Consider the following 20,725-nt stretch of genomic DNA (forward strand, 5'->3'; position numbering starts at 1 on the left):
TCAGGTGCGGATGCCCGCCTCCGACATCTCGGCCAGGGCGCCGCGCGTGGACCCCTCCGCGACCCCGGCGCACAGGTGCGGGAGCAGGCGGGTCGCGAACCCCGCCGCGACGGCGTCCAGCGCGGTGGCCCGCACGCAGTAGTCGGTGGCCAAGCCGCACACGTCGACCTCGGTGACCCCCCGCTCCCGCAGCCAGTCCGCGAGCGAGGCCCCGGACGCCTCCCGCCCCTCGAAGCCGGAGTAGGCGGCCACGTGCTCGCCCTTGAGGAAGATCGCGTCGAACGGCTGGGGGTCGAGGTTGGGGTGGAACGCCTCCCCGTCGGTGCCGACCTTGCAGTGCACCGGCCAGGAGTGGACGAAGTCGGGGTCGGCGGACCAGTGGTCCCCGGGGTCGATGTGGTGGTCCTTGGTGGCCACCACGTGGCGGTAGTCCGGCGCGGCGGGACCCCGCGCGGTCCAGCGGTGCAGGAGCTCCGCGATGTCGTGGGCGACCTGCGCGCCGCCGTCGACGGCCAGCGAGCCGCCCTCGCAGAAGTCGTTCTGCACGTCCACGACGATCAGTGCCCGGGTCATGCGCCCGAGGCTAGTGGCCCCGCCGTGACCGGTCGAGTCAGAGGCGCACGGTCTCCAGCACCGGATCGCCGCGGCTCAGCATCTGCGCCGCCAGCGGCAGCTCGGCACGGGAGCGCTCGTGCCGGTCCCGCGCCGCCTCGAGCGGCTCCCGGCCCACGACCCGCCCGGAGGCGACCAGGGGGACCAGCAGCGGACGGTCGTTCCCGTCGTCGGGCGGCGGGACGTCGACGCCGATCACCTCGGCCTCGGCGACCCCGTCCGCACCGAGGCGGCGCAGCGCGTGCTTGCGGCCCCCGAACGACACCTTGTCGGTGCTCGCCTTCGCCACCGGGACCATCGCGCCGGCCTCGCCCTCGCGGGCCACCAGCTTGTAGACGAAGCCACAGGTCGGATGCCCGCTGCCGGTGACCAGCTGGGTGCCCACGCCGTACCCGTCGACCGGCGCCGAGGCCAGCGCCGCGATCGCGTGCTCGTCGAGGTCGCTGGTCACCACGATCCGGGTCCCGGTGGCACCCAGGTCGTCGAGCTGGCGGCGGACCTGGTGCGCCAGCACGCCGAGGTCGCCGGAGTCCAGGCGGACCGCGCCCAGCGACGGGCCGGCGACCTCCACGCCCAGCCGGACCGCCTCGGCCACGTCGTAGGTGTCGACCAGGAGCGTCGTGCCCACGCCGAGCGAGGTCACCTGCGCGGTGAAGGCGTCCCGCTCGGTGTCGTGCAGCAGGGTGAACGAGTGGGCGGAGGTGCCGGTGGTGGGCACGCCGTAGCGCTGCCGGGCGGCCAGGTTCGAGGTGGCGTCGAACCCGGCGACGTACGCCGCCCGGGCCGCGGCCGTGGCCGCCTCCTCGTGGGTGCGCCGGGAGCCCATCTCGATGCACGGCCGGCCGGCGGCCGCCATCGTCATCCGCGAGGCCGCCGACGCGATCGCCGAGTCGTGGTTGTAGACCGAGAGCAGCACGGTCTCGAGCAGCACCGCCTCGGCGAACGTCGCCTCGACCACCAGCAGCGGGGAGTAGGGGAAGTAGACCTCGCCCTCGGGGTAGCCCCAGATGTCGCCGGTGAACGAGAAGCCGGCCAACCTCTCCAGCGTGGCCGCGTCGACGACCTCCTGCTCGCGCAGGAAGTCGAGCACGTCGTCGTCGAAGCGGAACGCCTCGATCGCGTCCAGGGCCCGGCCGACGCCCGCCACCACGCCGTAGCGACGCCCCTCGGGCAGCCGACGCGGGAACAGCTCGAAGACCGACCGGCGCCCGGCGGTGCCGGAGCCGATCGCGGCCTGCAGCATCGTGAGCTCGTAGTGGTCGGTCGACAGCGCGGTGGACGCGGCGGATGGCGGGCTCACGCGGCGTACTGTGCCACGATGGGGGCGTGTCAGCAGCGAGCCCCGTCGAGGTCGATCCGGACCTGACACCCGACGAGGTCACCTCCGTGGCCCGGCCCTGGGTGACGATCGTCTGGAACGACCCGGTGAACCTCATGTCCTACGTCAGCTTCGTCTTCCAGAAGTACTTCGGCTACGACGAGGCCAAGGCGGACAAGCTCATGCTCGAGGTGCACCACGACGGCCGGTCGGCCGTCTCGCACGGGACCCGCGAGGAGATGGAGCGCGACGTGCAGGCCATGCACGAGTACGGCCTGTGGGCGACGATGGAGAAGGCGACGTGAACGGCTTCACCCGGCACCGGCGCAGCGGGCGGGTGATCGCCACGTTCACCGGGTTCGAGGCCGAGCTGCTGCGCTCCCTGGCCGGCCAGCTGGTCGAGCTGCTGCGCAACGAGGCCGCGGTGCCCAACGACGCCCGGGACCCGTTCGAGGCGATGATGGACTTCACCGGTCCCACCAACGAGCCCGACGACCCGGTGCTGGCCCGGCTGTTCCCCACGGCGTACCTCGAGGACGAGGAGGCGGCCGCGGAGTTCCGGCGGTTCACCGAAGGCTCCCTGCGCGACGGCAAGGCGCAGGCGGCGGTGGCGATCATCGACGGCCTCGAGGAGGCCGGGCTGCCGCCCGAGCTCACCGAGGACGGCCTGATGATCGACGTCGAGCTGGACGAGCCGACGGCGGAGGTCTGGATGCGCTCGTTCACCGACCTGCGGCTGGCGCTGGCCACCCGGCTGGGCGTCGAGGAGGACGACGAGGAGTACTGGGCGATGCTCCCCGACGACGACCCGCGGGCCCAGGCGCACGACATCTACGAGTGGGTCGGCTACCTGCAGGAGACCGTCGTCCAGGCGCTGGTCGGCCGCTGAGCCGCGCCCCGCGCGTCGCCTAGGCTGGGCCCCGTGCTGACCATCGACCGAGCGACCTACGAGGCGATCCTCGCCCATGCCCGTCGGGACCACCCCGACGAGGCCTGCGGGATCGTCGCCGGCCCCGAGGGCACCGACCGGCCGGAGCGGCTGGTCGAGATGATCAACGCGGCCGGCAGCCCGACCTTCTACGAGTTCGACTCCACCGAGCTGCTCGCGCTGTACAAGGAGATGTGGGCCAACGACGAGGAGCCGGTCGTGGTCTACCACTCCCACACCGCCACCGAGGCCTACCCGAGCCGCACCGACATCGGTCTGGCGAGCGAGCCCGGCGCCCACTACGTGCTGGTCAGCACCCGCGAGCACGGGAATAACGAGGGCCCTGTGGAGTTCAGGTCATACAGAATCATCGACGGCGAGGTGACCGAGGAAGAGGTCGACCTCGTCGAGAAGTTGCCCGCACGGAGTCCCAGCTGAGGAGCAGTCACTGATGGCCATCGAGGTCCGGATCCCCACCATCCTGCGCACCTACACCGACGGCGAGAAGGCCGTGAGCGGTGAGGGGGCCACCCTCTCGGCGCTCATCGCGGACCTGGAGTCCAACCACCCCGGCATCCGCGAGCGGCTGGTCGACGACTCCGAGGGCGGCGACCTGCGCCGGTTCGTCAACGTCTACATCAACGACGAGGACGTGCGCTTCATCGGTGGCCTGGAGGCCACGCTCGACGACGGCGACCAGGTCGTGGTGCTGCCTGCCGTCGCCGGTGGCTGACGCCGCGGACGGCTCGCCCGTGACCAGCCGCCGTACCTTCGTCCTCGTCGACGGCGAGAACATCGACACCACCCTCGGCAACTCCCTGCTCGGACGCCGCCCCCTGCCCGAGGAGCGGCCCCGCTGGGAGCGGCTCACGGCCTACGTCGAGAGCACGTGGGGCCAGCCGGTCACCGGACTGTTCTTCCTCAACGCCTCCAGCGGCCACCTGCCGAGCAGCTTCGTCTCGGCGCTGCTGGCGATGGACTACCGCCCGGTGCCGTTGTCGGGCGGCGACGACGAGAAGGTCGTGGACGTCGGCATCCAGCGCACGCTCGAGGCGCTGAGCGCCGGCCACGAGGACGCCGACGTGGTGCTGTGCAGCCACGACGGTGACTTCGCGCCGTACCTCGAGCCGCTCATCGCCTCCGGTCGCCGGGTCGCGCTGGCGGCGCTGCGCGAGTACTCCTCGGGGCTCCTGACGGCCCTCGACATGCCGGTCTTCGACCTCGAGGACGACGTCGCCGCGTTCAACGTGCCGTTGCCGCGGGTCCGGATCATCGACCTCAGCGACTTCGACCCCGAGCACTTCCTCCACTGAACGGCTGACCACGATGCGCCACGACAACCTGCTCGACTCCGTCGGCGGCACTCCGCTGGTGGGGCTGCCGCGGCTGTCGCCGACCCCCGACGTGCGGCTCTGGGCGAAGCTGGAGGACCGCAACCCCACGGGCTCGATCAAGGACCGGCCGGCCCTGAAGATGATCGAGCAGGCCGAGAAGGACGGCACGCTGCGCCCGGGCTGCACGATCCTGGAGCCGACGTCGGGCAACACCGGTATCTCGCTGGCGATGGCGGCCACGCTCAAGGGCTACCGGCTGGTGTGCGTGATGCCGGAGAACACCTCCGAGGAGCGCCGCCAGCTGCTGCGCATGTGGGGGGCGGAGATCGTGTCCTCCCCGGCGGCCGGCGGCTCAAACGAGGCGGTGCGGGTGGCCAAGCAGGTGGCCGAGGAGCACCCGGACTGGGTGATGCTCTACCAGTACGGCAACGCCGCCAACGCCCTCGCCCACGAGGAGGGCACCGGTCCCGAGCTGCTCGCCGACCTGCCGGAGATCACCCACTTCGTGGCCGGCCTGGGCACCACCGGGACGCTCATGGGCGTCTCCCGGTTCTTCCGCGCGCAGCGCCCCGACGTGCGGATCGTCGCCGCCGAGCCGCGGTACGGCGAGCTGGTCTACGGGCTGCGCAACCTCGACGAGGGGTTCGTGCCGGAGCTCTACGACGCCGAGCTGATCGACTCCCGCTTCTCGGTGGGCCCCCGCGACGCCGTACGCCGGACCCGGGAGCTGCTCGAGCTCGAGGGCATCTTCGCCGGCATCTCCACCGGCGCGATCCTGCACGCCGCGCTCGGCCAGGCCGCGAAGGCGGTCAAGGCGGGGGAGCGTGCCGACATCGCCTTCGTGGTCTGCGACGGCGGGTGGAAGTACCTCTCGACCGGCGCCTACGAGGGCACGATCGACGACGCCGAGGACCGGCTCGAGGGTCAGCTCTGGGCCTGAGCCCGACCCTTGAGTCCGACCGGGGCCCGACCTGAGCGGGGTGTGCTCCACAGGGCGGCGCCGGTGCGCTCGCCAGGAGACGCGGTCGGGGCGAGGCTGGAGGGGTGGATCCAGAGACCCTCCGGCTGCTGTGCGCCGACCAGAGCGGCGTCGTGTCCCGCAGCCAGCTCGAGCGGATCGGCGCCACCAAGTCCGACATCGACCGACTGGTCCGACGACGTCTGCTCGTGCGGCAGCTACCCGGTGTCTACGTCGACCACACGGGCGAGCCGACCTGGTCGCAGCGTGCCTGGGCCGGCGTGCTGTTCTTCGCGCCGGCGGCGCTGAGCCACGAGTCCGCGGTGCGTGCCGCGGTAGGGCCGGGGTGGCGCCGGCACCGCGACTCCGGCCCCATCCACATCGCCGTGGCCACGGGCCGCAAGCGGATCGCCCCTTCCGGCTACCAGGTGCACCGCACCCGAGGGCTGGCTGGGCGGGTCCTGGGCAACGCCGGCCCGCCCAGGGTCAGGCTCGAGGACGCCGTGCTCGACGTTGTCGAGCAGGCTCCGGACGAGTTCACGGCTGTGGCGCTGCTCGCCGACGTGTGCCAGTCCCGACGCACCACGGCCGACCGGATCCTGTCCCGGTCGCGGACGCGTCCGCGGTTGCGGAACCGGGTCTGGCTCACCGGCGTGCTGGCCGACATCGCCGAGGGCACCTGCTCCGTGCTCGAGCACGGCTTCGCCACGAGAGTGGAGCGGGCTCATGGATTGCCGCGTCCACGCCGCCAGTCGCCCGGGCGAGGCGGGCGGGGGCCGATCGCCAGGGATGTCGAATACGAACGGTTCGGGCTGGTCGTGGAGCTGGACGGACGGCTGTTCCACGACTCGGCCGGTCAACGCGACTCCGACTTCGACCGTGACCTCGAGTCCGTCGTCGACGGGCGGCAGGGGGTCCGGCTCTCCTGGGGTCAGGTGTTCGACCGTCCGTGCCGGACCGCTGCTCATCTCGTCGTGCTCCTGCGACGCGGCGGATGGGCCGGAGCGCCGCGGCGATGCGGGCCGGCATGCGCCCTGGAGTCGACATCGTGGTCGCTGCGGGCCAACTGACGGCCCGAAGACACCACGGTCACGCCGTGGCCGGCCGACACACGGGGTGATCTCGGTCGCTATCGCGGGCCAGCGCGGGAGGACCCGGTCTACATTGGTCCGATCATGGCGGAACGACCTATCGGGATCTTCGACTCGGGCTTCGGTGGACTCACCGTGGCCCGCTCGGTGATCGACCAGCTGCCCCACGAGTCGATCCGCTACCTCGGGGACACCGCCCGGCAGCCCTACGGGCCGAAGCCGATCTCGGAGGTCCGCGAGTACGCCCTCGAGTGCCTCGACCACCTCGTCGACCACGGCGTGAAGGCGCTCGTCATCGCCTGCAACAGCGCCAGCGCGGCCATGCTCCGCGACGCCCGGGAGCGGTACGACGTCCCGGTGGTCGAGGTGATCTACCCGGCGACGAGGCGAGCCGTGGCGGCCAGCCGGAACGGCCGGATCGGGGTCATCTGCACTCGCGCCACCGCCCAGTCGATGGCCTACGACGACGCCTTCGCCGCGGCCCCGCACGTCACCCTGCACACGCGCGCCTGCCCGCGGTTCGTGGAGTTCGTCGAGCGCGGGGTGACCTCGGGCGAGGAGCTGCTGGCCGCCGCCCACGAGTACCTCGACCCGCTGCTCGACGAGGGCATCGACACGCTGGTCCTCGGCTGCACCCACTACCCGCTGCTCACCGGCGTGATCTCCTACGTGATGGGCGACGCGGTGACGCTGGTCAGCAGCGCCGAGGAGTGTGCGAAGGACCTCTACAAGCTGCTCGTGCGGCACGACCTGGTCCGCACCGAGGGCGAGCCGGACCACGCCTTCCTCACCACCGGCCGTCCCGACGACTTCGAGCAGATCGGCCGCCGGTTCCTCGGGCCGGAGCTGCACGTCGCCGGCCAGTTCGCGGGAGGCCTGGCGTGAGGGTCACGATCGTCGGCTGCTCGGGCTCCTACCCCGGGCCGCACTCCCCGGCCAGCTGCTACCTCGTCGAGGCAGAGGGCGTCGACGAGGCGGGGGAGCCGCGGACCTGGCGGATCCTGCTCGACCTGGGCAGCGGCGCCATCGGCACCCTGCACCGGTTCGCCGACCCGCTGGCGATCGACGGGGTGTTCCTCTCGCACCTTCACGCGGACCACTGCCTGGACCTGTGCGGCTACTACGTGCTCCGCAAGTACCACCCCACGGGGCACCAGCCGCGGATCCCGGTCTGGGGCCCGGACGGCACGGCGGAGCGGATGGCGCGCTCCTACGACCTGCCGCCGTCCCCGGGCATGACCGAGGAGTTCGACTTCCGCACCTACCCCGCCGGGCCGGGCGCCATGGTCGAGTTCGGCCCGTTCCGGGTCGAGGCGGTCCCCGTGGTGCACCCCGTCCCGGCGTACTCCCTGCGGGTCGAGGCGGCCGGGCGACTGCTCGTCTACACCGGCGACTGCGGACCCTGCGACGGTCTGGAGCGGGCGGCCCAGGGTGCCGACCTGCTGCTCGCCGAGGCGGCGTTCTGCGAGGGCGAGGACAACCCGGAGGACCTGCACCTGACCGGCCGCGACGTCGGCGAGCTGGCGGTCAAGGCCGGGGCCGACCGGCTGGTGCTCACCCACGTGCCGCCGTGGCACGACCCGGAGGTCGCCTACGACGAGGCCCGCGCCGTGTGGGACGGCCCCCTGGCCCTGGCCCGGACCGGCGACGTGCACGAGGTCTGAGCCGACCCCTGAACCGCCCGCTGAACCGGCCCCGTGTCAGCCCCGTGTCAGCTCCGAACCCGCTGGCATCCGGGGCGGGACCTGCGCTTGACTGGCAGCCATGATCACCGTGGAGGGACTGACCCGGAAGTACGGCGCGTTCACCGCCGTCGACGACATCACGTTCACCGCCGAGCCGGGCCGGGTGACCGGCTTCCTCGGCCCGAACGGCGCCGGGAAGACCACCACGATGCGGGTCATGGTCGGACTCACGCGGGCCACCCGCGGCCGGGTGCGGGTCGGCGGCCACGACTACGCGGCGATCCCCAACCCGGGCCGGCACGTCGGGGTCCTGCTGGACGCCTCGGCCCAGCACGCGGGCCGCACCGGCCGCGAGGTCCTGACGGTCGGCGCCCGCACGATGGGCCTTCCGTCGTCGCGGGTGGACGAGATGCTCGGCCTGGTCTCGCTCAGCGACGAGGAGGCCGGTCGTCGGGTGCGGAACTACTCCCTCGGCATGCGGCAGCGGCTCGGCATCGCCCACGCCCTGCTCGGGGACCCACAGGTGCTGATCCTCGACGAGCCGGCCAACGGCCTGGACCCCGCCGGCATCCGGTGGATGCGGGGCCTGCTCAAGGGGTACGCCGAGCGCGGCGGGACCGTCCTGCTCTCCAGCCACCTGCTCAACGAGGTGCAGCTGATCGCCGACGACATCGTGATGATCGGGCGCGGCCGGATCGTCGCCCAGGGCACGCCGGAGTCGCTGCTGCAGGACGTCGGGACCTTCGTCCGGGCCACCGACAACGACCGGCTGGGGACGGCGCTCACCGACTCCGGCATCGCCTTCGCCCCCCAGGGCAAGGGCCTCCTGGCCGACTCGGAGGCGGTCGCCGTCGGCCGGGCCGCCCGGGACCACCAGCTCACCCTCGTCGAGCTCCGCCCGACCGACGGTGGTCTCGAGGACCTCTTCCTCGAGCTCACCGCCGACGCGCAGCGCGACGACCTCACGGAAGGAGCGGTCCGATGACCGCGACCCCCACTCCCGGCGCCGCACCCGGCGCGGCGCCCCTCGGCTCCCTGGACCTCTCGGACTCCAGGAGGATCCCGTTCACCCGGCTGGTGCGCGTGGAGCTGCGCAAGATGGCCGACACCCGGGCCGGCTTCTGGCTGCTGGTCTCGATCGTGCTGATCACCGCGGCGATCATCACGATCTTCTTCCTCGCCGCCGACGAGTCCGACCGGGTCTTCATCAACTTCATCGGGATCACCGCGACCCCGCAGGGGCTGCTGCTGCCGGTGCTCGGCATCCTGCTCGTGACCAGCGAGTGGGGTCAGCGGACCGCGCTCACGACGTTCGCCCTGGAGCCGTCCCGGCCCCGCGTGCTCTGGGCCAAGGTGGCCGCGGCGCTCCTGATCGGCCTGGCCGCGATCGTCGTGGCGGTCGCGCTCGCCGCGCTGGCGACTGTGATCGGCGGTCAGGACGGGGCCTGGGAGAACATCGGCGCCGACGACTTCGGCAACTTAGCGATCCTCCAGGTCAGCGGCCTGGTGCAGGGGCTGGCTTTCGGCATGGTGCTGCTGAACTCGGCGGGCGCGATCGTGGCCTACTTCGTGCTCCCGATCGCGTTCTCGATCGTCGCCAACCTCTGGACCGCGATGCGGGACGCGGCCCCCTGGGTCGACATCGGCACGGCGCAGGGCCCGCTCGCCGCCGGGGTCGACCTGACCGGGGAGCAGTGGGCGCAGGTGCTCGTGGTCACGCTGATCTGGATCGTGCTGCCGTTCGCGGTGGGCCTGTGGCGGGTGCTGCGGGCCGAGGTGAAGTGACGCCGTGGGCTTGCTCACAATCGGCCGGATCGGCTTGGCGGAGGCGGCCCGCGACGCGTCTACTGGTGGCTTCTGCCCGAGAGGAGACGCCGTGCGTCGCACCGACCTGGACCGTCACGACCCGTACCGCCTGGACGAGACCGACCTCGTCGCCCACCTGCTCGCGCAGCGCGCGCAGCACCCGTCGCCGCCCGTCACCGACGACCGGCTGCGCTCGGCCGGGCTGCTCACGGGCGACTGGGAGGACGGCGCGGCCTGAGGCTAGGGTCGGCGCCATGACGCGCGCAGACGGCCGGGCCGACGACGAGCTCCGCCCCATCACGATCACCCGCAACTGGCTCGACCACCCCGCCGGGTCGGTCCTCGTGGAGTTCGGGCGCACCCGGGTGCTGTGCGCCGCCTCCGCCTCCGAGGGCGTCCCGCGCTGGCGCAAGGGCTCCGGCCTGGGCTGGGTCACCGCGGAGTACGCGATGCTCCCGGCCTCGACCAACACCCGGTCCGACCGCGAGTCGGTCAAGGGCCGGGTCGGCGGCCGCACCCACGAGATCTCCCGGCTGGTCGGCCGGTCGCTCCGGGCGGTCATCGACTACCGGGCCCTGGGCGAGAACACCATCGTCATCGACTGCGATGTGCTCCAGGCCGACGGCGGCACCCGCACCGCCGCGATCACCGGCGCCTATGTGGCCCTCGCCGACGCGGTCGCGCACCTGCAGGTCCCCGCCGCGCTCACCGGCTCCGTCGCCGCGGTCTCGGTGGGCATCATCGACGGCACGCCCCGGCTGGACCTCCCCTACGAGGAGGACGTGCGGGCCGAGACGGACATGAACGTCGTGATGACCGGCGAGGGCTCGTTCGTCGAGGTCCAGGGCACCGCCGAGGGGGCGGCGTTCTCGCGCAGCGAGCTCGATGCCCTCCTGGTCCTCGCCGAGAAGGGCTGCGCCGACCTGACCCGGCTCCAGCAGGAGGCGCGGGCCGGTGCCTGAGGCCCCGCGGCACACGGTGCTGCTGGCGTCCCGCAACGCCAAGAAGGTGGCGGAGATGCAGCGGATCCTGGCGCCGATGGCACCGGGCGTGCGGGTGCTCGGCCTGGAGGACGTCGTGGAGTACGCCGAGCCGGTCGAGGACCAGCCGACGTTCGAGGGCAACGCGCTGCTGAAGGCGCGGGCCGCGGTCGCCGCGACCGGGCTGCCGTCGGTGGCCGACGACTCCGGCCTGTGCGTCGACGCGCTGAACGGGATGCCCGGCGTGCTCTCGGCCCGGTGGGCCGGACCACCGCGCTCCGACGACCGGAACAACGCCCTGCTGCTCGCCCAGCTCGAGGACGTGCCGGACGAGCGGCGCGGGGCCCACTTCGTCTGTGCCGTCGCCTTCTGCCTTCCCGGCGCCGGAGCGGCCGGCGAGCACGTCGTGCTCGGGCGGATGGACGGGCACCTGGTCCGCAGCCCCCGCGGCGCCGGTGGCTTCGGCTACGACGTGCTGTTCGTGGCCGACGGGTACGACGTCACGACGGCCGAGCTGCCCGCCGGCGAGAAGGACGCGATCTCGCACCGGGGGAAGGCGCTGCAGGAGGTGGCCCCGGTGGTCGTCGCGGCCCTGGACGCCGGCTGACCGTCAGGCCGACCGCTCGCGCGGGGTCGCGCCCGGAGCCAGCGCCCGGACCGCCAGCAGCACCGCGCCGAGGCCGGCGAGCGCGGCCGCGGCCACCAGACCGCCGCCGATCCCGTAGCCGGCGGCCACGAACCCGACCAGCACCGGGCCTCCGCCCAGCCCGAGGTCGATGAACACGCTGAGCGTGCCGGATGCGGCGCCGCGCTCCGACGATCCGGTGCTGGCGAACACGGCCGCGAAGATCGCCGGGGTGAGGAAGGCGACGCCGACCGCCGCCACGGCACTGCCGACCAGCAGACCGGACGCGGTGGGGACCAGGGCGAGCAGCGCCGCCCCGCCCGCCAGGACCGCCAGGGCGGAGGCTGCCAGGCCGACCGGCGGGACCCGGTCGGGCAGGTCGGCGAAGACGATCCGGCAGAGCACGATGACGGTCCCGAACAGCAGCAGCACCACGCTCCACCGCTCGATCCCGACCTGCTGGGCGCGCAGCACCGCGAACGCGAAGAAGCCGGACATGGCCGCCACCCCGGTGAACAGGGCCAGCCCCGGCAGCAGCGCCGGACGGTGCACCAGGCTGTGCCGCGCGCCGTCCTCCGACCTCCGGTCGAGCGTCTCCGGGACCCTGGTCGCGAGCGCGGTCGCCGCCGCCGCGAAGCCGACCGCGCCCAGCCAGCCGGCCGTGAAGCCCCCGACCCGCAGCAGCACCTGAGCGACGACCGGCCCGAGGGCCACGCCGGCGTACAGGGCGAGCGAGTTGAAGCTCAGCGCGGCACCGGTCCGGCCGGGCGGTGCGAGGTCGGCCAGGGTGGCGAAGGCGGCCACGAAGAACAGTGCCTCGGCGGCCCCCAGGAGCATCCGGAGCACCACCAGCCAGACCAGCCCGGTGACGGCGAGGTGGCCGGCCACGACGACGGTGAACATGAGCGCGCCGCCCACCAGCAGGGAGCGTCGGCCCCGCTCGTCGGCCCACCGCCCGGTCCACGGCCGGAGCAGCACGGTGGTCACGCTGAACGCGCCCATGGCGACGCCGACCGCCGCCTTCCCCGACGAGAGCGGTCCGGTCACGAACAGCGGGGTCAGGGCCAGGAGGATCCCGGCGGCGGTGAAGTAGGCCAGGTCCGCGAGCGTCAGCGCCACGAACGCCGGCGAGAACAGCCTGGCAGGCGAGGCCTCGACCATGCCCTGGGACTCTACGCCCGCTCCGTGCCGGAGGGGGGACTCGAACCCCCACGCCCGAAGGCACAGGTACCTAAAACCTGCGTGTCTGCCAGTTCCACCACTCCGGCCCGGTCGAGAAGTCTAGGCCGGGCTCACTCCAAGCCGAGGTCGCGGCGCAGCTTCGCCACGTGCCCGGTCGCCTTCACGTTGTAGTGGGCCAGGTGCACGGCGCCCTCCTCGTCGACGACGATCGTGGAGCGGATCACCCCGGTGACGACCTTGCCGTAGAGCTTCTTCTCGCCGTAGGCGCCGTAGGCCGTCATCACGGTCCGGTCCTCGTCGGAGAGCAGCGTGATCCCGAGGCCGTCGCGCTCGCGGAACTTCGCCAGCTTCGCGGGGGCGTCGGGCGAGATGCCGAGCACCTCGTAGCCGGCGCCGCGCAGGGACTCCAGCGACTCGGTGAAGTCGCACGCCTGCGTGGTGCAGCCCGGGGTCATCGCCGCCGGGTAGAAGTAGACGATGACCTTGCGGCCACGCAGGTCCGAGAGGCTCACGTGCTGACCGGTGTCGGTGGGCAGCGTGAAGTCGGGGGCCAGCTGGCCGGGGGAGAGGCGGGCGGGCGGCTGGGGTGCGGGCGTCTCGCTCACGGGAGAGGCCTCCTTCGATTTTAGGTCGTGGCTTGTTGCAAACCTTTTGCAACAGCGTAGGGTGATCATCATGCACGTTCCCGACGGCTTCCTCGACGCCCCCACCTCGCTGGCGACCGGTGCCGTGGCCGTGGCCGGGGTCGCGATCGCGCTGCGCGGGGCCCGTCGGGAGCTCGACGACCGTACCGCCCCGATCGCCGGCCTGGTCGCCACGTTCGTCTTCGCCGGCCAGATGGTCAACTTCCCGGTCGCCGGCGGCACCAGCGGGCACCTGCTCGGCGGTGCGCTCGCGGCCGTGCTGGCCGGGCCGTTCACGGCCGTGCTCTGCCTGAGCGTGGTGCTCCTGGTCCAGGCGCTGCTCATGGCCGACGGCGGGATCACCGCGCTCGGCACCAACGTCACGCTGCTCGCGCTGGTCGCGGTGGTGGTCGGGTGGCTCGGTTTCCGCGCCGCCCAGACCGTGCTGCCCAAACGACTCGCCTCGGTCCCGCCGGCCGCCGCGTTCGGTGCGCTGGTCAGCGTGCCGGCCGCGGCCGTGGCGTTCACCGGGCTGTACGCCCTGGGCGGCACCGCTCCCATCCCCCTGGACACGCTGCTCACCGCGATGCTCGGCTGGCACACCCTGATCGGCATCGGCGAGACCGTGATCACCGGGTTCGTCGTCGGCGGCGTGGTCGCGGTGCGGCCCGACCTCGTGTACGGCGCCCGCCGGGTCCTCGCGACCCGGGAGCTGGAGATCCGCACGCCCCAGGACCCGGCCGGAGCGACGTCGTGAAGCGCTTCCTGGTCGTCGGCCTGGCGGTCAGCTTCCTGCTGGCCGGCATCGTGAGCTACTACGCCAGCGCCCACCCCGACGGGCTGGAGCGGGTCGCCGAGCAGGTCGGCTTCGCCGACACCGCCGAGGACTCCACGACCGCCGACGGCCCGTTCGCGGACTACTCCGTCACGGGCGTCGACGACGACCGGCTCTCGGGCGGGCTGGCCGGGATCGTCGGCGCCGCGACCGTGCTGGTCCTCGCCGGCGGGCTGACCTGGGCCCTGCGCCGGCGTACCGCCTCGGGCGCCTCCGCGGACAGCGGCGCCTCCGCGGACAGCGGCGCCGACCACGGCGGCGACTGATGGGTGCCGACTGATGGGCGCGGACTGATGGGCGCGGACTGATGGGTGCCGGGCACGGCCACCGCCTGCACTACCACGGCCACAGCCGCCTGCACCGCGCTCCGGCGCACCTCAAGCTGGTGGCGCTGGTGGGCTTCATGCTGGTCGTCGTCGCCACCCCGCGCGAGCTCTACCCGGTCTTCGGCGGCTACGCGCTGCTGTTGGTGGCGGTGATCGCGAGCACGGGCGTGCCGTTCGGCTACATCGGCAAGCGGATGGTCGTCGAGGTGCCGTTCGTGCTGTTCGCGGTGCTGATGCCGTTCGTCGCGACCGGACCGCGCACCGAGGTGCTCGGGCTCTCGCTCTCTGAGCCCGGCCTGTTGGCGGCCTGGGGCCTGCTGGCGAAGGCCACGATCGGCGTCGCCGCCTCGCTCACGCTGGCCGCGACCACCGAGCCGCTCGACCTGCTGCGCGGGCTGCAGCGGCTCCGGGTGCCGGACCTGATCGTGCAGATCATGGCGTTCATGGTGCGCTACCTCGACGTGGTCACCGCGGAGATGGGCCGGATGCTGACCGGCATGCGGTCCCGCGGGTGCGATCCCCGGTCGCCGCGGCACTGGCCGCTGCTGGCGCGGTCGGTCGGCGCGCTGTTCATCCGCTCCTACGAGCGCGGGGAGCGGGTCCACCTCGCGATGCTCTCGCGCGGCTACGACGGGACGTTCCGGCTGTGAGCACCCCCGTCCTCGACGTCCGTGGCCTCGCCTACGCCTACCCCGACGGGCACCAGGCCCTCTTCGGGGTGGACCTGCACGTCCACGAAGGCGAGCGGGTCGCCCTGCTGGGTCCGAACGGCGCCGGCAAGACCACCCTGGTGCTGCACCTCAACGGGATCCTCACCGCGGGCGCCGGGAGCGTGTCGGTCAGCGGCCTACCCGTCCAGAAGTCCCACCTCCAGGAGATCCGGCGCCGGGTCGGGGTGGTCTTCCAGGACCCCGACGACCAGCTGTTCATGCCGACCGTGCGGCAGGACGTCGCCTTCGGCCCTGCCAACCACGGCGTCCGCGGGGCGGAGCTGGACCGCCGGGTGCTCGACGCCCTCGACCGGGTCGGGATGGCCGACTTCGTCGACCGGCCTCCGCACCACCTCTCCTTCGGGCAGCGTCGTCGGGTGGCGGTGGCCACCGTGCTGGCGATGGAGCCGGAGATCCTGGTGCTCGACGAGCCCTCCTCGAACCTCGACCCGGCCTCCCGGCGCGAGCTGGCCGACATCATGCGCTCCCTCGACGTCACCGTGCTCATGGTCACCCACGACCTGCCCTACGCCCTCGAGCTCTGCCCGCGCTCGGTCGTCCTGCACGACGGGGTGGTGGCGGCGGACGGGGCCACCCTGGAGATGCTGACCGACGCGGAGCTGATGCGGGCGAACCGGCTCGAGCTGCCCTTCGGATTCGACCCCGCCGCCGCAGCCGCGGCCCGGGACGCGGCCATTGGTAGCCTGTCGGACTGAACACCCCCGCCGACCCAGGAGTAGTCCGTGGCCAAGGAGCTGAGCTCGCTCGAGAGCGAGATCGAGGAGACCCGCGAGCGTCTCGCCGACACCATCGACCAGCTGCTCTACCGGTCGCACCCCAAGACGATCATCGGCCGCGAGGTCGCCGCGGTGAAGGCGTACTTCCGTGACGAGCGGACCGGGGCCCCGCGGACCGACAACATCCTCAAGGTGGTCGGGGGAGTCTCCGGCGTGGTCGCGTTCTTCGTCGTGGTCCGCAGGATCACCCGCTGAGCCGGTGACCGACAAGACCCCGATCAAGATGCTCCACGACCGGGTGCTCGTGGAGCTCGACCAGGACTCGGGGGAGCGTCGCTCCTCCGGCGGCATCGTGATCCCCGCGACGGCCGCGATGGGCGGCCGTCGGCTGGCGTGGTCGCGGGTGGTCGCCGTGGGCCCGCACGCCCGCGCCGTCGAGGCCGGCGACCGGGTGCTCTTCGACCCCGAGGAGAAGGCCGAGGTCGAGGTGAACGGCGAGTCCTACGTCGTCATGCGCGAGCGGGACATCCACGCCGTCGCGGCCGAGCGCCTCGGCGACGAGAGCACCGGGCTCTACCTCTGACGGGGTGGGGGTCTCGATTTCAGGTAGCCGCCGCTGCGCTGTTAGAGTTGCTCCTGCTTCGCGCGCCATTAGCTCAATTGGCAGAGCAGCTGACTCTTAATCAGCGGGTTCGGGGTTCGAGTCCCTGATGGCGTACCACGCACAGAGCCCCCGGCCGGTCGGCCGGGGGTTCTGTCGTCAGCAGCAGCCCTCGCCCCGCCAGGCGTCGCGGCCCTCCTTCGCGGCGACCGCGGCGATGACCAGGCCGGCCACCGGGTCCGCCCACGACCAGCCGAGCGTTGCGTTCAGCAGCAGTCCGGCCAGCAGCACGGCGGACAGGTAGGTGCAGAGCAGGGTCTGGGTCGAGTCGGCCACCACGGCGGCGGAGCCCAGCGCCCGGCCGGTGCGTCGTTGCGCCCAGGACAGGAACGGCATCACCAGCAGCGACGCGACGGCCAGGGCGATGCCGACCCGGGAGGCGTCCGGCTCGTGTCCGGAGAGCAGGGCCCGGAGCGACTCGACGGTGACGTAGGCAGCGAGCGCGTAGAACGAGAGCGCCATCAACCGCTGTGCCTGCCGCTCCCGGGTCTCGGGCATCCGGTGCCGGAACTGCCAGAGCACGATCAGCCCGGAGGAGACCTCGACCACCGAGTCCAGGCCGAAGCCGACCAGCGCCACCGAGCCGGACGCGACGCCGGCCGCGATGGCGATGACCGCCTCGACGGCGTTGTAGGTCACCGAGGCGCCGGCGAGGAGCCGGGCGCGTCGTCCCAGGCGCGCAGCGTCACCGGGCGCCAGCGGGGCGTGGGTGTGCGCGCTCATCGGCGCTCGTCCCCGGCCAGGTCGGTGTGGCCGCTGTGGTCGGTGTGCAGCGTCGCCGGCCCGTAGTTCGCGCACAGGACCACGGCCTCGCCGGTGTCCGCGAGGAGGCGGTCGGCGGCGGCGAACAGCTCCCGGGTGGTCTCCGGGTGGGCCAGCGAGAACAGCGAGGCCCGGCCCTCCGGCCGGGAGACCACCAGTCCGCAGTCCCGCAGACAGGCGAGGTGCTTGCTCACCGTCGACTGGGCCAGACCCACGTGCGCGGTCAGGTCGACCACCCGGTGCTCGCCCAGGGCGAGGTGGCGCAGGAGGGCGAGTCGGGTGGGGTCGGAGAACCCGTGGAACAGGCAGGCCGCCGCCACGAGGTCGTCGCCGGTGTGGTCACCGGGAGTCGGGCTCGCCTCTGTCATCGTCATGCAGCGATGATAGCGCATGGAGGTGGCTGATCGTCCACTGATCCGGGCATGGCTAGCCTGCCCGCATGAGCATCCACGGGTTCGGCTCCCTCCCGGACGGCCGGCCCGTCCACCGCGTGGTCGTGGGGGAGCCGCCCGGCCCGGTGCTGCACGTGCTCGACCTGGGGGCGACCGTGCACCGACTCGAGGTGACCGGCCCGGACGGCGTACGCCGCAACGTGGTGCTCGGCCTGCCGACGCCGGAGGCGTACCTCGCCGGCTCGGGCTACGTCGGCGGCACGATCGGGCGGTACGCCAACCGGATCGCCGGCGGCTGCTTCCCGCTCGCCGGCACGCAGGTCCGGGTCGGCGCCCACGACCGGGGCAACCACCTGCACGGCGGCCCGGACGGGTTCGACCGGAGGCTGTGGGAGGTGGCCGAGGTGGCAGCCGACCGGTGCCAGCTCGTGCTGCACAGCCCGGACGGGGACCAGGGCTTCCCCGGCAACCTGACCGCGCGGGCGCGGTTCGAGGTCGACGAGCGGGAGGTGCGGCTCACGCTGGAGGCGGAGACCGATGCCCCGACCGTGGTCAACCTGACCAGCCACGCCTACCTCGACCTCGGTGCCGGAGTGGTCGACCACCTGCGGCTGCAGGTGGCGGCCGACGACTACACCCCGGTCGGCGACACCGGCATCCCGCGAGCCGGGCACGAGCCGGTGGCCGGCACCCGCTTCGACGTCCGCGAGCCGACTCGGATCGGCGGCACCGTGCTCGACCACAACCTCGTCCTCCGGGGGAGCGGGCTGCGCCACGTGGCGACGCTGTCCGCACCCGCCACCGGCCTGCAGGTCGAGCTGTCCACCGATCAGCCCGGCCTGCAGGTCTACACGGGCGACCAGCTCGCAGCCCCCCTGCGGCCTCGGGCCGGCATCGCCCTGGAGCCGCAGCTGTTCCCGGACACCCCGAACCGGCCGGACTTCCCCTCCGCGACGCTCCGGCCCGGCGAGACCTATCGATCCCGGATCGCCTGGCGGTTCGGCCCCCTCAGTCGCCGACCACCGCCGTGACCCTCAGCAGCAACAGCTGCTCGGGCGCCAGGATCGGCAGCGGGAGCCCCACCCGGGCCAACGCCGACCCGGGCAGGATCGCCTCGCCGGCGGCGAGCCACGGCGGGGTGGCCCGCTCCATCGTGCGCGGCGAGTCACCGGGGGGCTGCGGACGGACCCGGTAGGTCCGGCTCGGGTCGAGACCGGGCAGCACCACTCGGGCGGGCACCGAGGCCGTCGCCGTGCGGGTCTGCACGGCGGCGAAGAGGGCGTCGGCGCGGTCCCGTGCGACCACCCCGTGCAGCTCGGTGCCGTCGACCAGGTGGTCGGCGCGCACCACGTCCCCGGAGTGCAGCAGCGGCCGCAGCTCCCGGTACGCCGCCACCCAGGCCGCCAGCTCGGCGCGCTCGGCCTCGGTGGCGTCGGTGACGTCCCACTCGATGCCGAAGTGCCCGAACAGGGCCGTCCCGGCACGGAACGACAGGTCCAGGGTCCTGCCGGTCTGGTGGTTCCTCGGGGCGCTGACGTGCGCGCCGACCAGCTCCGGCGGCACCAGCAGGCCGGTCCAGCGCTGGATCGACTGGCGCTCGAGGGCGTCGGTGCAGTCGCTGGCCCAGATCCGGTCGGTCCGGGCGAGGACCTCCAGGTCCACCCTGCCGCCGCCCGACGCGCACGACTCGATCTCCACCGACGGGTGGCGGCTCCGCAGCGTGTCGAGCATCCGGTAGAACGCCAGGGTCTGGGCCCGGACGCCCGGCCCCTCGCCGTGCCCGGCGTCGATCAGGTCCCGGTTGTGGTCCCACTTGAGGTAGCTGATCCGGTGCTCGGTGAGCAGCTCGTCGAGCCGATCGAGGATGTGCTCCCAGGCGTCCGGGTGAGCCAGGTCGAGGACCTGCTGGTGCCGCCACTCGGGTGGCAGCCGACCGGGTACGGCGAGCAGCCAGTCCGGGTGTGCGCGCGCGAGGTCGGAGTCCAGGTTGACCATCTCCGGCTCGACCCACAGGCCGAAGTCCATGCCCAGGTCCACGACCCGGTCGATGAGCGGCCCGAGCCCCGACGGCAGCACGGCCTCCGAGACGGACCAGTCACCGAGCCCAGCGCGGTCCGAGGTGCGTCCGGTGAACCACCCGTCGTCGAGCACGAAGCGCTCGACACCGATCTGTGCCGCCTGCTCGGCCATGTCGAGCAGACGGTCCGGGTCGAGGTCGAAGTAGACAGCCTCCCAGGTGTTCAGCACCACCGGGCGCGGGGCGCGGGGATGCTGGGGGCGGTCCCGCACCAGGTCGTGCAGCGCGTGGCTGATCCCGTCCAGTCCGCGCGCGGAGTGGGCGGCGTACACCCAGGGGGTCGAGTACGCCTCTCCCGGACCCAGCCGGACCTCGCCGGCCTGCAGCAGCTCCCCGCCGCCGAGCGCGGTCGGCCCCTCGGGCAGCCGCTCCGCCCACAGCGTGCTGTCACCGCTCCAGGCGACGTGCACCGCCCAGGCCTCGCCGTCCCGGAAGCCGAATCCGGCGGTGCCGGCGACGAGCAGCAGCGGCGCGTCGTGGCCGGTGCGTCCGTGCCGCCCCTCGCGGACCCAGGCGCCGTGGTTCAGTGTGGTCCGCTGCGGCACCCGCTCGTTGCCCCACCGACCCGTGAGGTCGAGCAGCTCGGAGGCGCGGGCCGGGACCGGGAGCTGCACCGGCAGCGACACCAGGTCATAGGGGTCGTCGCCGTCGTTGACCAGGGTGTGCCGCATCACCAGCACACCCTGACCGGTGAGCCGGAGCTCGGAGCGCAGCGACAGCGCGGCCTGCTCGTCGACCGCCTCGACCGTGATCGCACCGGCCTGCCCCTCCTCCGCCCGCGAGACCGCGGTGGTGGCGAAGAGCGGCGACCAGGCCCGGCCGGCCCGGCTCCCGACCAGCCCGCCGCGTCCGAGGTGCCCGCGTGCGGGGTGCGGCAGCAGCTCCAGCGGCGGACGCGCGTCCAGCGCGCCGTGCGCCACGCCGTACGGCGCCGCGGCCGCCACCGCCGCCGCGGTCTCCTCGGACAGGTCGCCCAGGTCGGCACCCCAGTGCACGACCTCGGGCAGACCGGGGGACCGGGGATCGAGGAGCAGGCTGACGCCGTTCGCGCGCAGGTACACGGTGTCCTTCTCGGGGGCAGGT

28 protein-coding genes and 2 tRNA genes are annotated in these 20,725 nt (G+C 73.1%); 22 read left to right on the forward strand and 8 right to left on the reverse strand.

What is annotated here, in order from left to right:
• Positions 1–573 (reverse strand): isochorismatase family protein, encoded by a 573-nt coding sequence (locus IE331_RS04120; protein ID WP_192140743.1) that lies wholly within the window; start codon positions 571–573, stop codon positions 1–3.
• A 37-nt stretch (positions 574–610) separates the two neighbouring features.
• The gene (locus tag IE331_RS04125) at positions 611–1,912 is read right to left on the reverse strand and encodes a nicotinate phosphoribosyltransferase (RefSeq protein WP_192140745.1); all 1,302 of its coding nucleotides are present in this window, start codon (positions 1,910–1,912) and stop codon (positions 611–613) included.
• Between the two features lie 26 nt (positions 1,913–1,938).
• Between IE331_RS04125 and clpS the strand changes: the two genes are divergently transcribed.
• From clpS to rdgB, 14 genes are all read left to right on the forward strand, one after another.
• Positions 1,939–2,235 carry an ATP-dependent Clp protease adapter ClpS gene (clpS, locus tag IE331_RS04130; protein WP_318646760.1) on the forward strand — a complete coding sequence of 99 codons (297 nt, stop codon included), beginning with the start codon at positions 1,939–1,941 and terminating at the stop codon, positions 2,233–2,235.
• Positions 2,232–2,819 carry a DUF2017 domain-containing protein gene (locus IE331_RS04135; protein ID WP_192140749.1) on the forward strand — a complete coding sequence of 196 codons (588 nt, stop codon included), beginning with the start codon at positions 2,232–2,234 and terminating at the stop codon, positions 2,817–2,819. Before clpS ends, IE331_RS04135 begins: the two co-directional genes overlap by 4 nt.
• A gap of 33 nt (positions 2,820–2,852) precedes the next feature.
• Entirely contained in the window at positions 2,853–3,296 is a 444-nt protein-coding gene (locus tag IE331_RS04140; RefSeq protein ID WP_192140751.1) for a Mov34/MPN/PAD-1 family protein, read from the forward strand.
• A 13-nt stretch (positions 3,297–3,309) separates the two neighbouring features.
• The gene (locus IE331_RS04145; RefSeq protein WP_192140753.1) at positions 3,310–3,591 is read left to right on the forward strand and encodes a MoaD/ThiS family protein; all 282 of its coding nucleotides are present in this window, start codon (positions 3,310–3,312) and stop codon (positions 3,589–3,591) included.
• A 19-nt stretch (positions 3,592–3,610) separates the two neighbouring features.
• A complete protein-coding gene (locus IE331_RS04150) occupies positions 3,611–4,171 on the forward strand; it encodes an NYN domain-containing protein (protein ID WP_192140755.1) in 561 nt (186 codons plus the stop codon).
• Positions 4,172–4,184: 13 nt separating this feature from the next.
• Complete coding sequence (locus IE331_RS04155) at positions 4,185–5,132, forward strand: PLP-dependent cysteine synthase family protein (RefSeq protein WP_192140757.1); 948 nt, start codon at positions 4,185–4,187, stop codon at positions 5,130–5,132.
• 104 nt (positions 5,133–5,236) lie between these two features.
• Positions 5,237–6,220 carry a hypothetical protein gene (locus IE331_RS04160; RefSeq protein ID WP_201931033.1) on the forward strand — a complete coding sequence of 328 codons (984 nt, stop codon included), beginning with the start codon at positions 5,237–5,239 and terminating at the stop codon, positions 6,218–6,220.
• A gap of 105 nt (positions 6,221–6,325) precedes the next feature.
• Positions 6,326–7,126, forward strand: coding sequence for a glutamate racemase (murI, locus tag IE331_RS04165; protein ID WP_192140759.1), 801 nt, complete (start codon positions 6,326–6,328; stop codon positions 7,124–7,126).
• A complete protein-coding gene (locus tag IE331_RS04170; protein WP_192140761.1) occupies positions 7,123–7,905 on the forward strand; it encodes an MBL fold metallo-hydrolase in 783 nt (260 codons plus the stop codon). Before murI ends, IE331_RS04170 begins: the two co-directional genes overlap by 4 nt.
• 100 nt (positions 7,906–8,005) lie before the next feature.
• Positions 8,006–8,911: an ABC transporter ATP-binding protein gene (locus IE331_RS04175; RefSeq protein ID WP_192140763.1), complete on the forward strand. Its 906-nt coding sequence runs from the start codon at positions 8,006–8,008 to the stop codon at positions 8,909–8,911.
• Positions 8,908–9,711, forward strand: a complete 804-nt coding sequence (locus IE331_RS04180; protein ID WP_192140764.1) for an ABC transporter permease — start codon at positions 8,908–8,910, stop codon at positions 9,709–9,711. Before IE331_RS04175 ends, IE331_RS04180 begins: the two co-directional genes overlap by 4 nt.
• A gap of 91 nt (positions 9,712–9,802) precedes the next feature.
• Entirely contained in the window at positions 9,803–9,970 is a 168-nt protein-coding gene (locus IE331_RS04185) for a hypothetical protein (protein ID WP_192140766.1), read from the forward strand.
• A gap of 16 nt (positions 9,971–9,986) precedes the next feature.
• A complete protein-coding gene (gene rph / locus IE331_RS04190) occupies positions 9,987–10,694 on the forward strand; it encodes a ribonuclease PH (protein ID WP_192140768.1) in 708 nt (235 codons plus the stop codon).
• Complete coding sequence (gene rdgB / locus IE331_RS04195) at positions 10,687–11,319, forward strand: RdgB/HAM1 family non-canonical purine NTP pyrophosphatase (protein WP_201931042.1); 633 nt, start codon at positions 10,687–10,689, stop codon at positions 11,317–11,319. Before rph ends, rdgB begins: the two co-directional genes overlap by 8 nt.
• Positions 11,320–11,322: 3 nt before the next feature.
• Here rdgB and IE331_RS04200 read toward each other — a convergent pair whose 3' ends face one another.
• The 3 genes from IE331_RS04200 to bcp all read right to left on the reverse strand — a co-directional run bounded on the left by IE331_RS04200 (position 11,323) and on the right by bcp (position 13,124).
• On the reverse strand, positions 11,323–12,498 hold the full coding sequence (locus IE331_RS04200) for an MFS transporter (protein ID WP_192140770.1): 1,176 nt from the start codon (positions 12,496–12,498) through the stop codon (positions 11,323–11,325).
• A 25-nt stretch (positions 12,499–12,523) separates the two neighbouring features.
• Positions 12,524–12,605 (reverse strand) — tRNA-Leu (locus IE331_RS04205).
• Between the two features lie 24 nt (positions 12,606–12,629).
• Entirely contained in the window at positions 12,630–13,124 is a 495-nt protein-coding gene (bcp, locus tag IE331_RS04210) for a thioredoxin-dependent thiol peroxidase (RefSeq protein WP_318646761.1), read from the reverse strand.
• A 70-nt stretch (positions 13,125–13,194) separates the two neighbouring features.
• On the opposite strand from bcp, the gene IE331_RS04215 reads away from it, so the two are divergent.
• The 7 genes from IE331_RS04215 (at position 13,195) to IE331_RS04245 (ending at position 16,471) form a co-directional block, all read left to right on the forward strand.
• Complete coding sequence (locus tag IE331_RS04215) at positions 13,195–13,899, forward strand: energy-coupling factor ABC transporter permease (RefSeq protein ID WP_192140772.1); 705 nt, start codon at positions 13,195–13,197, stop codon at positions 13,897–13,899.
• Entirely contained in the window at positions 13,896–14,243 is a 348-nt protein-coding gene (locus IE331_RS04220; RefSeq protein ID WP_192140774.1) for a PDGLE domain-containing protein, read from the forward strand. Before IE331_RS04215 ends, IE331_RS04220 begins: the two co-directional genes overlap by 4 nt.
• 41 nt (positions 14,244–14,284) lie before the next feature.
• On the forward strand, positions 14,285–14,953 hold the full coding sequence (gene cbiQ, locus IE331_RS04225; protein ID WP_192140776.1) for a cobalt ECF transporter T component CbiQ: 669 nt from the start codon (positions 14,285–14,287) through the stop codon (positions 14,951–14,953).
• Complete coding sequence (locus IE331_RS04230; protein WP_192140778.1) at positions 14,950–15,729, forward strand: energy-coupling factor ABC transporter ATP-binding protein; 780 nt, start codon at positions 14,950–14,952, stop codon at positions 15,727–15,729. The genes cbiQ and IE331_RS04230 overlap by 4 nt, the downstream gene beginning before the upstream one ends.
• A 27-nt stretch (positions 15,730–15,756) precedes the next feature.
• Entirely contained in the window at positions 15,757–16,005 is a 249-nt protein-coding gene (locus tag IE331_RS04235; protein WP_192140780.1) for a DUF3618 domain-containing protein, read from the forward strand.
• A gap of 28 nt (positions 16,006–16,033) precedes the next feature.
• Positions 16,034–16,333: a GroES family chaperonin gene (locus IE331_RS04240; RefSeq protein WP_192141706.1), complete on the forward strand. Its 300-nt coding sequence runs from the start codon at positions 16,034–16,036 to the stop codon at positions 16,331–16,333.
• Between the two features lie 62 nt (positions 16,334–16,395).
• A tRNA-Lys gene (locus tag IE331_RS04245) sits at positions 16,396–16,471 on the forward strand.
• A gap of 39 nt (positions 16,472–16,510) precedes the next feature.
• Here the strand turns inward: IE331_RS04245 and IE331_RS04250 are convergent.
• Entirely contained in the window at positions 16,511–17,134 is a 624-nt protein-coding gene (locus IE331_RS04250; RefSeq protein ID WP_192140781.1) for a cation diffusion facilitator family transporter, read from the reverse strand.
• Positions 17,131–17,547, reverse strand: coding sequence for an ArsR/SmtB family transcription factor (locus tag IE331_RS04255; protein ID WP_192140782.1), 417 nt, complete (start codon positions 17,545–17,547; stop codon positions 17,131–17,133). The genes IE331_RS04250 and IE331_RS04255 overlap by 4 nt, the downstream gene beginning before the upstream one ends.
• A gap of 65 nt (positions 17,548–17,612) precedes the next feature.
• Here IE331_RS04255 and IE331_RS04260 point away from each other — a divergent pair, with 65 nt between their 5' ends.
• Positions 17,613–18,596 (forward strand): aldose epimerase family protein, encoded by a 984-nt coding sequence (locus IE331_RS04260; protein ID WP_192140784.1) that lies wholly within the window; start codon positions 17,613–17,615, stop codon positions 18,594–18,596.
• On the opposite strand, the gene IE331_RS04265 is transcribed toward IE331_RS04260, so the two are convergent.
• A complete protein-coding gene (locus IE331_RS04265; RefSeq protein WP_201931044.1) occupies positions 18,574–20,703 on the reverse strand; it encodes an alpha-galactosidase in 2,130 nt (709 codons plus the stop codon). The two genes, IE331_RS04260 and IE331_RS04265, sit on opposite strands and share 23 nt — an antisense overlap.
• Between the last annotated feature and the right edge of the window lie 22 nt (positions 20,704–20,725).

It is taken from the genome of Nocardioides donggukensis, assembly GCF_014842875.1.
In the GTDB taxonomy this organism is placed as follows: Bacteria; Actinomycetota; Actinomycetes; order Propionibacteriales; family Nocardioidaceae; genus Nocardioides; species Nocardioides donggukensis.